Raw genomic sequence first — 12949 nt, forward strand, 5'->3', positions numbered from 1 at the left:
ATGGCAAATACAATAAATGACCCTTCTCTCTCTTTATCAGAATATCAGAAATTGAAATCTAATACTTCCACAGGCAGCTCATCGCTAGGAAAAGATGCTTTCTTGAAGCTTTTAATTACACAATTACAAAACCAAGATCCAACAAGTCCAATGGATGATAAAGAGTTTATCGCACAAATGGCTCAGTTCTCAAGTTTGGAACAAATGCAAAATTTAAATACTGCGATGACTAATTTAATCTCGCTGCAAACTCAGTCGAATCTTATCTCATACGGGCAATTTATTGGTCAAGAAGTAAATTGGAGCAAAGTAGTAACTGATAAAGCTGGGAATGACAAAACATATTCTGGTACCGGAAAGGTGAGTTCGATTGCTTATTCAGAAGACAGTGTGATCTTCACATTGGAGGATGGAACAAAAATTGTGCCTGCTAACATATCAAGTATGAATAAAAATGCTTCGGAAAATAATCTTGTGCTAGCAAGTCAATTGATTGGAAAAAACGTTTCTTATTTGAATGAGAATGAGGATGAAGTAAGTAATAAAGTTCTGTCTGTGTCCTTGAAAAATGGACAAATTCAACTAACTTTAGGTGATGATGCAGAAACGAAAATTACTTCAGGACAAATTATAAAAATTGAATAGGAAGTGATTAAATGGATAAGCCAGTTTATCCTTCCATAAAATCACATGCAGCAATTAAAAATGGTATTGAGGCGCTTAAAACTAAGTCAACTTTGCATAAAGCCCAAAACATTCCATCATTTTCTACTCATTTACAACAGTCTATTTCTTCATTAAATACGCTGAATATTAGTAAACATGCTAATGAAAGACTTCAGGAGCGAGGAATTAAGATAGACGCTGCTAAATGGAGGGCGATCGAGGAAAAGGTTACCGAGGCAAAGAAGATGGGAATAAAGGAATCGTTAGTACTTTTAAATAATGCAGCCTTAATTGTTAGTGCAAAAAATAATACTGTAATAACGGCAATGGACCGTGAAGAAGCAACAAACCAAATTTTTACTAATATAAATGGAACAATTATTATGAATTAAAAGGCTGGACCAAAATTGGGGGCCAAAAACTGCTGAGTGATAGACGCAGTTCATTCGAAGGGAGATAATATAAATGTTACGTTCATTATATTCAGGGATAAGCGGAATGAAAAACTTTCAAACAAAATTAGATGTTATTGGGAATAATATCTCCAATGTAAATACTTATGGTTTTAAAAAAGGTCGTACGACATTCAGTGATTTGATTAGTCAAACGGTTTCTGGTGCAACAGCTCCTGCAAATGGAAATGGTGGTACGAATTCGAAGCAAATCGGGCTAGGATCTCAGCTTGCTTCAATTGATACGGTTCATACTCAAGGACCTACACAATATACAGGCAGAGGGCTTGATTTGGCAATTTCTGGTGAGGGGTACTTTGTTGTAGAAGATGGAGAGGGTAATCCATTTTATACTAGAGCAGGGAACTTTTACTTTGATGAAGACCGAAATATTGTTACGTCAAGTGGACTTAAAGTGTCTGGTGTAGGTACTATTCCAGCCTCAGCAAAAAGTTATAGCATAGGTACGGATGGAACCATTACTTATGTTGCTGAAAATGGAGAAACACAAAATGCTGGACAAATTGTACTTGCAAAGTTTAATAATCCAGAAGGGTTAGAGAAAGTAGGCGGGAATATTTTTCAGGTTTCTAATAACTCGGGAGATGCTATTTTGTCTACTCCTGGACAAGCAGGTACTGGTTCAGTTAATAGTAGTTACTTAGAAATGTCAAACGTTGACCTATCAGAAGAATTTACAGATATGATCGTTTCTCAAAGAGGTTTTCAGGCAAATACAAAAATCATTACAACTTCAGATGAAATTCTTCAAGAATTAGTTAATTTAAAACGATAATTTAATTGGAGGGGCAGGGGTTATTCGTAAGGTTAGCCCCTAATAAAAAAATGATACAGTTAACTCGGCTAAATGGAAAAAAGTTTTTACTTAATGCTTTATTTATTGAAACAGTCGAATCTTTTCCTGATACAACGATAACTTTAACCAATGGAAATAAATTTGTTGTTAAAGAAAGTGAAGAGGATGTATTAGAGAAAATGAATCATTTTTTTCAAAAAGTAAACCTCTTCGGATTACCACATGTGGGAGAGAAAGACGATGAAGAATAATAAAGTTATTATTATAATGCTCGTTTTATTATTAGTTATTACACTGGCAGGAGCAGGAGCTTTCATTTATATTTGGAAATTTACTGGCGAGCAAAAGACAAATGAACCTTCGATTGACGAAATCTTGGAATCTTCTGTGGATATTGAGGAAATGACGACAAATTTAGCTTCTAATAATTTCATCCGAATATCCTTTAAGATCCAGACAGATAGTAAGGAAGCAAAGGAAGAATTAGAAAAGAGAGATTTTCAAGTTAAGAATATTATTATTCAAGAATTATCTGAGAAAAAATCAGAAGAATTAAAAGGGAAAAATGGCCAAATTAAATTAGAGAACGATCTTAAGGATAAAATTAATGAACTGATGCAAGAAGGCAAAGTAGTCCAAGTTTATATTGTAAACTCTCTACTCCAATAAAATAAAAGAGAATAGATGGAGGTGAGTAATTTTGTCAGCTGATATTTTATCCCAAAATGAAATAGATGCCCTGCTATCTGCTTTATCATCTGGTGAAATGGATGCAGATGAGCTGAAAAAAGAACAACTGGAAAAAAAGGTCAAGGTATATGATTTTAAAAGAGCATTACGGTTTTCGAAGGATCAAATTCGAAGCTTAACAAGAATTCATGAGAATTATGCTAGATTATTAACAACTTTTTTCTCTGCACAATTAAGGACATATGTGCAAATATCTGTTACATCAGCAGATCAAATCCCATACGAAGAGTTCATTCGTTCGATTCCGAAAATGACTATTTTAAATGTATTCGATGTTCCGCCACTAGAAGGCAGAATCTTGATGGAAGTAAATCCTAATATTGCCTATGCTATGATGGACCGAATGATGGGCGGTAGAGGCAGCAGTCTAAATAAAGTGGAAAATTTGACAGAAATTGAAACGAAAATTATGTCAAATACATTCGAAAGTGCCTTTGATCATTTTAGAGAGGCAATGGAAGATTTAGTGGATATTGAACCAAGTCTTGCTGAATTCGAAGTAAATCCACAGTTTTTACAAATGGTTTCTCCTAATGAAACGGTTGTAGTAATTTCCTTAAGTACTACAATTGGGGAAACAAGTGGAATGATAAATATTTGTATTCCGCATGTGGTGCTAGAGCCGATTATTCCGAAGCTATCCGGGCATTATTGGATGCAGGCAGAGAAAAAGGAGAGATTACCTGAATTTACTGCTCGTTTAGAAGAAAATATTCAGCAATCGATTGTGCCGGTTGTCGCTGAACTTGGAACTTCTGATATTTCCATCCAGGATTTTTTAATGTTGGACATTGGAGATGTTATTGAAATGAATCAAACGATACAACAGCCCTTAATCATTAAAGTTGGAGATATCCCTAAATTTATTGGACAACCTGGTAAATTAAATAAAAAAATGGCTGTTCAAGTATTAGGAACTTTAGAGGAGGGGAAGGAAGATGGTGAGTAAGGATATGCTTTCACAAGATGAAATAGATGCTCTCTTAAGGGGAGATAGTGATACAAATGATAGTTCAGAAATGGATGTAGAAAAGTATTTATCAGATATAGAGAAAGATACGTTAGGAGAAATCGGAAATATATCCTTTGGTAGCTCAGCGACAGCTCTGTCTACGTTATTAAATCAGAAAGTAGATATTACGACACCTACCGTAAGCGTAATATGCAAGAATATGCTGGCAGATGAGTTTCCCCAACCTTATGTCGCAATAAGAGTTAATTACACAGAAGGATTTTCGGGTATGAATTTACTTGTTATTGAACAAGCAGATGCAGCTGTTATTGCTGATTTGATGCTTGGGGGAGATGGATTGAATACAAATCCTGAAATGTTAGGAGAAATCCAGCTAAGCGCAGTGCAAGAAGCGATGAACCAAATGATGGGATCTGCTGCAACATCCATGTCTACCATTTTTAGCAAAAAAGTAGATATTTCTCCACCAAGTATCGATATTTTAAACATTCATGATGGAGAAGGAACGGAGTCGATTCCGGATGAAGACGTCTTAGCAAAAATTTCTTTTCGAATTAAGATTGGGGATTTAATTGATTCGAAGATCATGCAAGTATTACAGCTTTCTTTTGCGAAAAAGTTAGTGGAAGGATTAATAAATCCAAATAATAGAGAAGAAGAAGTTTCCAATATTCCCGAAGTGGATTATAATTCAGTATATGAGCCAAAAGAACCAATGCAAGAGTCACAAGCAACGGCTAATTATCAAACAGCTTCAAATCCAATGGCAAATAATCCTGTTAATACTAATTCTCAGCCAGCAAATGTGACGCAGCAGCAATACTTTGGTTCAGGAAATCATACACAAGGTCCACCACCAAATGTGCAGCCTGCAGGATTTTCTAGTTTTGATACACCGACTTCAACCGTTACAGAAACAAAGAATTTGGATATGTTACTAGATATACCATTACAAGTAACGGTTGAGCTTGGCAGAACAAAGCGATCAGTTAAGGAAATTCTAGAGTTGTCTTCAGGCTCTATTATTGAATTAGACAAGTTAGCAGGGGAACCTGTTGATATTCTTGTAAATAACCGATTGGTTGCACAAGGAGAAGTAGTGGTAATTGATGAGAATTTCGGTGTGCGTGTAACTGATATTGTTAGTCAAAAGGATCGATTAAAAAATTTAAAATAATTTTTGGGGGTTTTGAGGAGTATGGCACAGAAAATATTAATCGTTGATGACGCCGCTTTTATGCGAATGATGATTAAGGATATATTATCGAAGAATGGGTATGAAATCGTAGGAGAAGCTGCAGATGGTATGCAAGCAATCGAAAAATATAAGGAAACACAACCAGACTTAGTAACAATGGATATTACCATGCCAGAAATGGATGGAATTACTGCCTTAAAAGAAATTAAAAATATTAATCCAAATGCGAAAGTTATTATGTGTTCAGCAATGGGACAACAAGCAATGGTTATTGATGCAATCCAGGCTGGTGCAAAAGATTTTATTGTTAAGCCATTCCAGGCAGACCGTGTATTGGAAGCTATCAGTAAAACATTAGGCTAAAAATTATATTAGAGGGTGCCGAATGTGAATAAAGTAAATTTATTAATTCGTTGTTCACTGCTCATCATTGTTCTGCTAGGCTTTGGTAATCAAGCCTACGCAGAACAAATTGATAAAAGTGTATATGATATCTTACAGAACGAATCAGAAAAGAATAAAGCACAAGACGATACAAAGAAAGAGATGACAACAGAGCAGAATTCTAAAAATGACAATCAGACTAAGGAGCAATCTGATTTACTTTTAGAAGAAACAAATTCAGATGAATCACGTTCCATCGGGGTTACTATTTGGGATTTCGTGAAAATGATTTTTGCAACAATATTTGTTGTTTTCTTAATATATTTTATCTTGCGTTTTATAAACAAAAGAAATCATGGTTATAAAAATTCGCAAATTATAGAAAATATTGGTGGTACAGCGTTAGGTGCAAATCGCTCCATTCAATTAATAAAAGTAGGGAAGCGGTTATTAATAGTAGGTGTGGGAGATAGTATTCAATTAATCAAAGAGATTGAGGATGAACAAGAATATAAAGAAATATTAGCAGAATATAATCGGAAATTAGATCAACTAGTACAACCAAGCGATATTGTGACAAAGGTGAAGAATGTAATATCTTCTAGTCATTCTGCTCCGAAGACAAAAGAATCTTTTTCTATTCGTTTATCAAAAGAATTAGAAAGAATATCAAGTGAACGTAAGGAAAAGTTGAACGTACTAGAGAAGAAAAAGAAAGGATCGTCAGAAAAAAATGAATGAGTTTATGCAGTTTTTTAATAACAATGACCCAGGTAATGTTTCTACTTCTGTCCAATTGTTATTATTATTAACCGTCCTTTCTTTAGCACCTAGTATCATCATATTACTAACTAGCTTTACAAGAATAGTGATTGTTCTTTCCTTTGTCAGAACGGCGCTTGCAACCCAACAAATGCCCCTAACCAAGTCATTGTAGGGCTAGCATTGTTTTTAACATTCTTTATTATGGCCCCTACTTTTCAGGAAGTAAACGATAAGGCTTTAACACCATTGTTTAATGAAGAAATAACATTAGAGGAAGCCTATGATAATGCCTCTTTGCCACTTAAGGAATTTATGAGCAAACATACGAGGCAGAAGGATTTAGCATTATTTTTAAATTATTCAAAAGCAGAAGCACCAGAATCTATTGAGGATATTCCATTAACTACGTTGGTACCCGCTTTTGCAATTAGTGAATTAAAAACAGCTTTTCAAATCGGATTTATGATCTTTATTCCGTTTTTAGTTATTGATATGGTTGTTGCCAGTATTTTAATGTCAATGGGGATGATGATGCTACCGCCAGTAATGATTTCCTTACCATTTAAGATATTATTATTCATTATGGTGGATGGTTGGTATTTAGTTGTAAAATCACTGTTAGAAAGTTTTTAAGAAGGTGAAAGAATGTCACAGGAAATGGTTATTTCCATAGCAGAGAAAGGCGTACTTACAGTATTAATTATCAGCGGTCCACTGTTAATTATTGCGTTGGCAGTTGGACTAATCATCAGTATTTTTCAAGCAACGACACAAATCCAAGAGCAGACTTTGGCGTTTGTCCCAAAAATTGTAGCTGTTCTTGTTGGACTTGTTTTTTTTGGATCATGGATGCTGAGTCATATGCTTTCTTATACGAAAGATATATTTTCAAATCTAACAAGGTTTATTGGATAGAAGGATGATGGATGAACTTTTATCAAATTTTCCAGCATTTTTATTAATCCTTGTTCGAGTTACTTCGTTTTTTTTAATGCTACCTTTATTCTCTTATCGGACGATCCCTACGACTTTTAAAGTGGGTTTAGGATTTTTTTATCGCTAGTTATGTTTTGGGGGATGGATGTACCTATATTAACCATTGATACAGGTTACTATTTTCTTATTCTCAAAGAGGCTTTAGTGGGGCTTTCCATTGGATTTGTCGCATATATGTTATTTTCTGCTATTCAAATTGCGGGAGGATTTATTGATTTTCAAATGGGGTTTGCAATTGCAAACGTGATAGATCCTCAAACAGGATCGCAAAGTCCGCTGACTGGTCAATATTTAACCATTATCGCTATGTTTTTTTTATTGGCATCTAATGGTCATCATTTGCTATTAGACGGTATTTATTATAGCTATCAATTTATTCCGCTTGAACAGCCTTGGATTAAATTTGGAAATGGCGAGTTAGCGGAGTTTCTTATTAAAACATTTAGTTTAATGTTTATGATTGCTTTTCAGATGTCTATTCCTGTTGTGGGAAGCATCTTCTTAGTGGATGTTGGATTAGGGATTGTAGCAAGAACTGTCCCTCAATTAAATATTTTTGTTGTGGGTGTTCCTATCAAAATTATTGCAGGACTAATTATTCTTTTTATAGTTATGGGTGTACTAATGACCTCTGTAACCCATTTGTTCTCTTCCATTGTTACAACGATGAGAGGAATGATGAACATTATAGGGGGGGTTGGTTAATGAAGCTTCTATCATTAGATCTTCAGTTTTTTGCAGGCGAAAAAACGGAAAAGGCCACTCCAAAGAAAAGGCAAGACACGAGAAAAAAAGGACAAGTGGCAAAAAGTCAGGATGTTAATACAGCGCTTGTTCTTTTAGTTGTTTTTGGTGTTTTAAGTTTCACAGGGGAATACCTTTTAGATGGATTACTGTCTCTTTTCACCTTTACCTTTAGTGATTTTATGGGCATTAATCTTTCAATCAATTCGATACAAGGTTTGTTTTTAGATATTCTTAAGGAAGTGGCACTTTTATTAAGTCCTATTTTAATTGCTGCTCTTGCTGGGGGACTAATTGCCAATTATATGCAGGTCGGTGTTTTATTTTCTCCGGAAGCAATTAAATTTAAATTAGAAAAAATAAATCCAATTTCGGGATTTAAGAGATTGTTTTCACTACGTTCGATTGTAGAATTGTTGAAGTCATTGTTGAAAATTACAGTGATTGGTATTGTTGTATTTTCTGTTTTATGGGGAAAAATGAACGAAATCCTAATCCTCTCTCATAAATCTATTGGTTCTATTGCTGTTACAATTGCTAAGTTAACCGTACAGATGGGGCTTTATGCTTCGATTGCGCTGTTAGTGATAGCACTCATGGATTATATGTATCAGCGATATGATTATGAAAAGAATATTCGAATGTCAAAACAAGATATTAAAGACGAATATAAAAACATGGAAGGTGACCCCTTAATAAAGTCCAAAATTAAGCAGAAGCAGAGAGAAATGGCAATGCACAGAATGATGCAGGATGTGCCTACCGCTGATGTTGTCATTACGAATCCAACTCATTATGCGATCTGTCTGAAATATGATGAAGATAAGTATGACGCACCTTATGTTGTGGCAAAAGGGGTCGATTTTGTTGCCCAAAAAATAAAATTAGTGGCAAAAGAAAATAATGTTGTTATGGTAGAGAATCGACCATTGGCAAGGGCAATGTACAGCCAAGTAGAAATAGGTGATTTAGTTCCGGAAGAATTTTATAAGGCTGTTGCAGAGATTCTGGCTTTCGTCTATCAAACTAGAGATAAATAATAGCATTTTTAGTAAAGAATTTATTGTAAATAATATAGACATAAACGTGTTTTTTTAAGGAGCGGAAGAAATGGCAAGGAGAGACTTAATCGTAGTGATTGGGGTAATCCTCATTATTGCAATGTTGATTATCCCATTTCCAACATGGTTATTAAGTGTGTTAATTTTGCTTAATATTACGTTGGCATTACTTATCTTATTATTAACTATGAATATGAGTGAGGCTTTAGAGTTTTCTATTTTCCCTTCACTTTTGTTGTTAACGACCCTATTTCGCCTTGGTCTCAATGTATCCACCACTAGAGCTATTTTATCAAAAGGGGATGCAGGTGGGGTAGTACATACCTTTGGAACATTCGTAATTGGCGGCAATATTGTTGTTGGGTTAGTAGTCTTTCTAATTCTTGTCATCATTCAATTTATTGTTATCACCAAAGGGTCTGAGCGTGTATCAGAGGTTGCTGCACGTTTTACATTAGATGCAATGCCAGGTAAGCAAATGAGTATTGATGCTGATTTAAATGCGGGGATTATTTCCGAGCAAGAGGCAAGACAACGGCGTGAAAAAGTTGGTAGAGAAGCTGATTTCTATGGTTCGATGGATGGGGCAAGTAAATTTGTCAAAGGAGATGCCATTGCTGGAATCATAATTGTTTTTATTAACTTGATTTTTGGAATCGTCATTGGGATGACTCAGCTTGGTATGGCAGCAGGAGATGCTGCCCAGCATTTTTCCTTATTATCCGTTGGGGACGGGATTGTCAGTCAAATACCTGCATTACTAATTTCAACAGCAACAGGGATTGTTGTAACAAGAGCTGCTTCAGAAGGGAACCTTGGCTCCGATATCACTTCGCAGTTATTGTCATACCCAAAAATGCTTTATGTAGCAGGAGGAACAATCTTTTTATTAGGTCTTTTTACGCCAATTGATGATTTTTTAACAATTCCTATTGCGGGACTTCTAATATTTGGAGCTTATTATTTATCAAGAAAGCCAAAGCAAAATTTAGAACAAATGCAGGAGCTTGAGGAAGATATCCAAACAGATGAGCTAAAAAGTCCTGAAAGTGTAGTTAGTTTACTAAGTGTGGATCCAATTGAATTTGAGTTTGGTTATGGTCTTATTCCTTTAGCCGATGCCAATCAAGGAGGGGATCTATTAGATAGGGTGGTCATGATCAGAAGACAGCTAGCGATAGAGTTAGGTCTTGTCATTCCTGTTGTTCGGATTCGCGATAATATTCAATTACAGCCAAATGAATACCGATTAAAGATAAAGGGAAATGAGAGAGCAAGCGGGGAACTGCTTCTGGATCATTACTTAGCGATGAGTCCTGGGATGGACGATGATTCCATTGAGGGAATTGATACGATTGAACCATCTTTTGGCCTGCCGGCTAAATGGATAACAGAAAGTACGAAGGAACAAGCCGAAATCTTTGGTTATACCGTGGTTGATCCACCCTCCGTTGTTTCTACCCATATTACAGAGGTAATTAAGGCAAATGCCCATGAGTTATTAGGAAGACAAGAAACGAAACAATTAGTGGATCATGTAAAAGAAAGCTATCCGATTTTAATCGAAGAAGTAACACCAAGTCCGTTGTCGATTGGAGAAATTCAAAAGGTTTTAGCAAAACTTTTAAGGGAAAATGTTTCTATTCGTAATTTACCAGTCATTTTCGAAACATTAGCTGATTTTGGAAAAATGACAGCTGATACAGATTTATTAGTTGAATATGTTAGACAATCTTTAGCCCGTCAAATAACTACCCAATACACGAATCAAAATGACTCTTTAAAAGTGGTAACTTTGTCAGGAAAAGTGGAAAAACTAATAGCGGATAATATTCAGCAAACAGAGCATGGAAACTTCTTAGCATTAGATCCAAATATTTCCCAATCAATTTTAGAGAGTATTGCTGGGCAAATTGAACAATTATCTGTAATGGAACAGATGCCAATTCTTTTATGTTCGCCAGCTGTTCGTATGTATGTAAGACAATTGACAGAACGTTATTTTCCACAAGTTCCAGTATTATCGTACAATGAATTAGAAGCAAATGTAGAAGTTCAAAGTGTGGGAGTTGTGAATATCGAATGAAAATCCAAAAATACGTAGCACGGGATATGCCAGAAGCAATGAAAAAGATTCGAGCGGAATTAGGGAATGATGCTGTCATTCTTCATTCAAAAGTAATTTATACAGGCGGCTTCTTAGGCTTATTTAAAAAAGAAATATCGAAGTACTCGCAGCCATTGATCCGAGCATTTCAGAGACAACAATTTCTAAGCAAACAAAAAAGCGAGAAATGCGCAGTCCTGTTTTAATTAAAGAACCGGCTTTTAGGGCTGATGCAGATAATTCAACTAATAATATAAGTTTAAAAGAGGGAAAGAGAATATCTGATTATCCAGAGATAGTAAAGCATTTAAATGAAATTAATCAAAATGTAAAAGCGAATAAAAGTATGACATTTTCTATTCCTTCTCCTATAACTAACATAGTAAATCAATTAGATAAACAAGGGATAGATGAAGACATTAAGACAGGATTAGTGAAAGAATTAGTAGCTAAATGGTACGCAGCAGGCGAAGACGTTTTAGAGTCTCAGGTTTCTGAGTGGGCACGGCAATTTCTATTAGCGGAGATTTCCCCTTATTCATTTGGGGAAATCTCTTTAGCCAAAAAATATATTAATGTCATTGGGCCAACAGGGGTGGGAAAAACAACAACTTTAGCCAAAATTGCTGCCAATATCATTTTAAGACAGCAAAAATCAGTAGGATTTATTACAACAGATACATATAGGATTGGGGCAATCGAACAACTTAAAACATATGCGAATATTTTAGATGTACCCTTAGAGGTTTGTTATTCTCTGGAAGATTTTGAGCATGCTACGAAAAAACTGGAAGAATGCGATGTTATTTTAATTGATACAGCAGGAAGAAATTTCAGAAATAAAAAATATGTAGAAGATTTAATGCAAGTGGTCGATTATAAAAGAGAAATGGAAACGTTACTTGTTTTATCTATGACAGCAAAGCAAGATGACTTAGAAGAGATTTATCAACAATTTTCCGCAATCAAGATTGATGCTTTCGTGTTCACAAAATTAGATGAAACATCTTCGTACGGGGCAATGATTAATTTAATTGTTGCTTGTAAAAAAGGTGCTGCTTATATTACAACAGGTCAGAATGTTCCTGATGATATAGTTCCAGCAACCCCAGAGGAGTTAGTAAATAAGCTATTTGAGGTAGTTGAAGAATGAACGATCAAGCTTCTATCTTACGAAAAAAAATTGAACAATTAAATGCAAACAAAAGGGACTCCAATCACAAAACATTGTCGATTATCAGTGGAAAGGGCGGTGTGGGAAAGTCGAATTTTTCGCTTAACTTTGCGCTCACTCTTCAAAAAAGAGGATATCGTACTTTACTGATTGATATGGATATTGGAATGGGGAATATTGATATTCTAATGGGGACACAGTCTCGCTTTACGATCGTTGACTTTTTTAGAAATGATATTAATTTTGAGTATATTATTTCTAAAGGATTTGATGGATTAGACTATATTGCAGGTGGTTCTGGACTAAGTGATTTTGTCGATATGGAAGAAGAAAAACTAGAGAGCTTTTTTCAGCATTTTCAAAGGATATTAAATCACTATGACTATATTTTATTTGATATGGGAGCTGGAATTAGTACGGATTCTTTAAAGTTTATTCTATCTGTTGATGATTGTATCGTCATCACAACACCTGAACCTACTTCTATAACAGATGCATATGCTGCAATGAAATTTATTCATACAAAAAATGCAGTACTTCCGTTATACCTTGTCGTTAATCGAACAATGGAGAAAAAAGATGGGGCAGAAACGTTACAAAAACTTCAGCAAGTTGTAAAAAAATTTTTGCAGCGGGATCTTATTAATCTTGGCTATATACCAGATGACACAAATGTAGCACAAGCTGTACGAAAACAAATTCCTTTTGTTTTTTTTAATGAAAAATCAGAAGCGGCTAAAGCTTTGCGCGAAATTGCCGATAGATATGGTAAACAACAGTTTACAGAACCCTATCCAGCTAATAGACATAATTTCGTGTCTAAATTAAAAAGGTTTTTGTTTGAAAGGTAGTTGAGTTTAAA

At 35.0% G+C, this 12949-nt stretch carries 15 protein-coding genes and 2 pseudogenes; all 17 read left to right on the forward strand.

Going from position 1 to position 12949, the window contains the following annotated elements:
• The 17 genes and pseudogenes from flgD (at position 1) to C2I06_RS03590 (ending at position 12938) form a co-directional block, all read left to right on the forward strand.
• On the forward strand, positions 1-645 hold the full coding sequence (gene flgD / locus C2I06_RS03515; protein ID WP_123257457.1) for a flagellar hook assembly protein FlgD: 645 nt from the start codon (positions 1-3) through the stop codon (positions 643-645).
• 11 nt (positions 646-656) lie between these two features.
• Positions 657-1058: a TIGR02530 family flagellar biosynthesis protein gene (locus C2I06_RS03520; RefSeq protein WP_123257458.1), complete on the forward strand. Its 402-nt coding sequence runs from the start codon at positions 657-659 to the stop codon at positions 1056-1058.
• Positions 1059-1131: 73 nt separating this feature from the next.
• Complete coding sequence (gene flgG / locus C2I06_RS03525) at positions 1132-1914, forward strand: flagellar basal body rod protein FlgG (protein ID WP_123257459.1); 783 nt, start codon at positions 1132-1134, stop codon at positions 1912-1914.
• Positions 1915-1964: 50 nt separating this feature from the next.
• The gene (locus C2I06_RS03530) at positions 1965-2186 is read left to right on the forward strand and encodes a flagellar FlbD family protein (protein WP_095329193.1); all 222 of its coding nucleotides are present in this window, start codon (positions 1965-1967) and stop codon (positions 2184-2186) included.
• On the forward strand, positions 2176-2604 hold the full coding sequence (fliL, locus tag C2I06_RS03535; RefSeq protein WP_095329194.1) for a flagellar basal body-associated protein FliL: 429 nt from the start codon (positions 2176-2178) through the stop codon (positions 2602-2604). Before C2I06_RS03530 ends, fliL begins: the two co-directional genes overlap by 11 nt.
• Before the next feature lie 31 nt (positions 2605-2635).
• Positions 2636-3634 carry a flagellar motor switch protein FliM gene (fliM, locus tag C2I06_RS03540; RefSeq protein ID WP_095329195.1) on the forward strand — a complete coding sequence of 333 codons (999 nt, stop codon included), beginning with the start codon at positions 2636-2638 and terminating at the stop codon, positions 3632-3634.
• Complete coding sequence (gene fliY, locus C2I06_RS03545; protein ID WP_123257460.1) at positions 3624-4835, forward strand: flagellar motor switch phosphatase FliY; 1212 nt, start codon at positions 3624-3626, stop codon at positions 4833-4835. The genes fliM and fliY overlap by 11 nt, the downstream gene beginning before the upstream one ends.
• A 21-nt stretch (positions 4836-4856) precedes the next feature.
• Entirely contained in the window at positions 4857-5219 is a 363-nt protein-coding gene (locus C2I06_RS03550; RefSeq protein WP_016201134.1) for a response regulator, read from the forward strand.
• A gap of 24 nt (positions 5220-5243) precedes the next feature.
• Positions 5244-5981, forward strand: a complete 738-nt coding sequence (locus C2I06_RS03555; RefSeq protein WP_249928272.1) for a flagellar biosynthetic protein FliO — start codon at positions 5244-5246, stop codon at positions 5979-5981.
• Positions 5974-6638: pseudogene (gene fliP, locus C2I06_RS03560) on the forward strand (flagellar type III secretion system pore protein FliP). Before C2I06_RS03555 ends, fliP begins: the two are co-directional and overlap by 8 nt.
• A gap of 12 nt (positions 6639-6650) precedes the next feature.
• The gene (fliQ, locus tag C2I06_RS03565; protein ID WP_016201137.1) at positions 6651-6920 is read left to right on the forward strand and encodes a flagellar biosynthesis protein FliQ; all 270 of its coding nucleotides are present in this window, start codon (positions 6651-6653) and stop codon (positions 6918-6920) included.
• A 7-nt stretch (positions 6921-6927) separates the two neighbouring features.
• A pseudogene (fliR, locus tag C2I06_RS03570) lies at positions 6928-7706 on the forward strand (flagellar biosynthetic protein FliR).
• Entirely contained in the window at positions 7706-8785 is a 1080-nt protein-coding gene (flhB, locus tag C2I06_RS03575) for a flagellar biosynthesis protein FlhB (RefSeq protein ID WP_095329199.1), read from the forward strand. Before fliR ends, flhB begins: the two are co-directional and overlap by 1 nt.
• A 70-nt stretch (positions 8786-8855) precedes the next feature.
• Positions 8856-10892: a flagellar biosynthesis protein FlhA gene (flhA, locus tag C2I06_RS03580; RefSeq protein WP_095329200.1), complete on the forward strand. Its 2037-nt coding sequence runs from the start codon at positions 8856-8858 to the stop codon at positions 10890-10892.
• Complete coding sequence (locus C2I06_RS25915) at positions 10889-11119, forward strand: hypothetical protein (protein WP_338134268.1); 231 nt, start codon at positions 10889-10891, stop codon at positions 11117-11119. The genes flhA and C2I06_RS25915 overlap by 4 nt, the downstream gene beginning before the upstream one ends.
• On the forward strand, positions 11101-12066 hold the full coding sequence (locus C2I06_RS03585) for a flagellar biosynthesis protein FlhF (protein ID WP_338134269.1): 966 nt from the start codon (positions 11101-11103) through the stop codon (positions 12064-12066). Before C2I06_RS25915 ends, C2I06_RS03585 begins: the two co-directional genes overlap by 19 nt.
• A complete protein-coding gene (locus tag C2I06_RS03590) occupies positions 12063-12938 on the forward strand; it encodes a MinD/ParA family protein (RefSeq protein ID WP_123257461.1) in 876 nt (291 codons plus the stop codon). The genes C2I06_RS03585 and C2I06_RS03590 overlap by 4 nt, the downstream gene beginning before the upstream one ends.
• The last annotated feature ends 11 nt before the right edge of the window (positions 12939-12949 follow it).

It is taken from the genome of Niallia circulans, from assembly GCF_003726095.1.
GTDB classification, from domain to species: domain Bacteria; phylum Bacillota; class Bacilli; order Bacillales; family Cytobacillaceae; genus Niallia; species Niallia circulans_A.

Bases quoted from the DNA above. Each gene is read 5' to 3' on its own strand.
- flgD (WP_123257457.1), top strand. From the start codon at position 1: ATGGCAAATACAATAAATGACCCTTCTCTCTCTTTATCAGAATATCAG.
- C2I06_RS03520 (WP_123257458.1), top strand. From the start codon at position 657: ATGGATAAGCCAGTTTATCCTTCCATAAAATCACATGCAGCAATTAAA.
- flgG (WP_123257459.1), top strand. From the start codon at position 1,132: ATGTTACGTTCATTATATTCAGGGATAAGCGGAATGAAAAACTTTCAA.
- C2I06_RS03530 (WP_095329193.1), top strand. From the start codon at position 1,965: ATGATACAGTTAACTCGGCTAAATGGAAAAAAGTTTTTACTTAATGCT.
- fliL (WP_095329194.1), top strand. From the start codon at position 2,176: ATGAAGAATAATAAAGTTATTATTATAATGCTCGTTTTATTATTAGTT.
- fliY (WP_123257460.1), top strand. From the start codon at position 3,624: ATGGTGAGTAAGGATATGCTTTCACAAGATGAAATAGATGCTCTCTTA.
- C2I06_RS03550 (WP_016201134.1), top strand. From the start codon at position 4,857: ATGGCACAGAAAATATTAATCGTTGATGACGCCGCTTTTATGCGAATG.
- fliQ (WP_016201137.1), top strand. From the start codon at position 6,651: ATGTCACAGGAAATGGTTATTTCCATAGCAGAGAAAGGCGTACTTACA.
- flhB (WP_095329199.1), top strand. From the start codon at position 7,706: ATGAAGCTTCTATCATTAGATCTTCAGTTTTTTGCAGGCGAAAAAACG.
- flhA (WP_095329200.1), top strand. From the start codon at position 8,856: ATGGCAAGGAGAGACTTAATCGTAGTGATTGGGGTAATCCTCATTATT.
- C2I06_RS25915 (WP_338134268.1), top strand. From the start codon at position 10,889: ATGAAAATCCAAAAATACGTAGCACGGGATATGCCAGAAGCAATGAAA.
- C2I06_RS03585 (WP_338134269.1), top strand. From the start codon at position 11,101: ATGCGCAGTCCTGTTTTAATTAAAGAACCGGCTTTTAGGGCTGATGCA.
- C2I06_RS03590 (WP_123257461.1), top strand. From the start codon at position 12,063: ATGAACGATCAAGCTTCTATCTTACGAAAAAAAATTGAACAATTAAAT.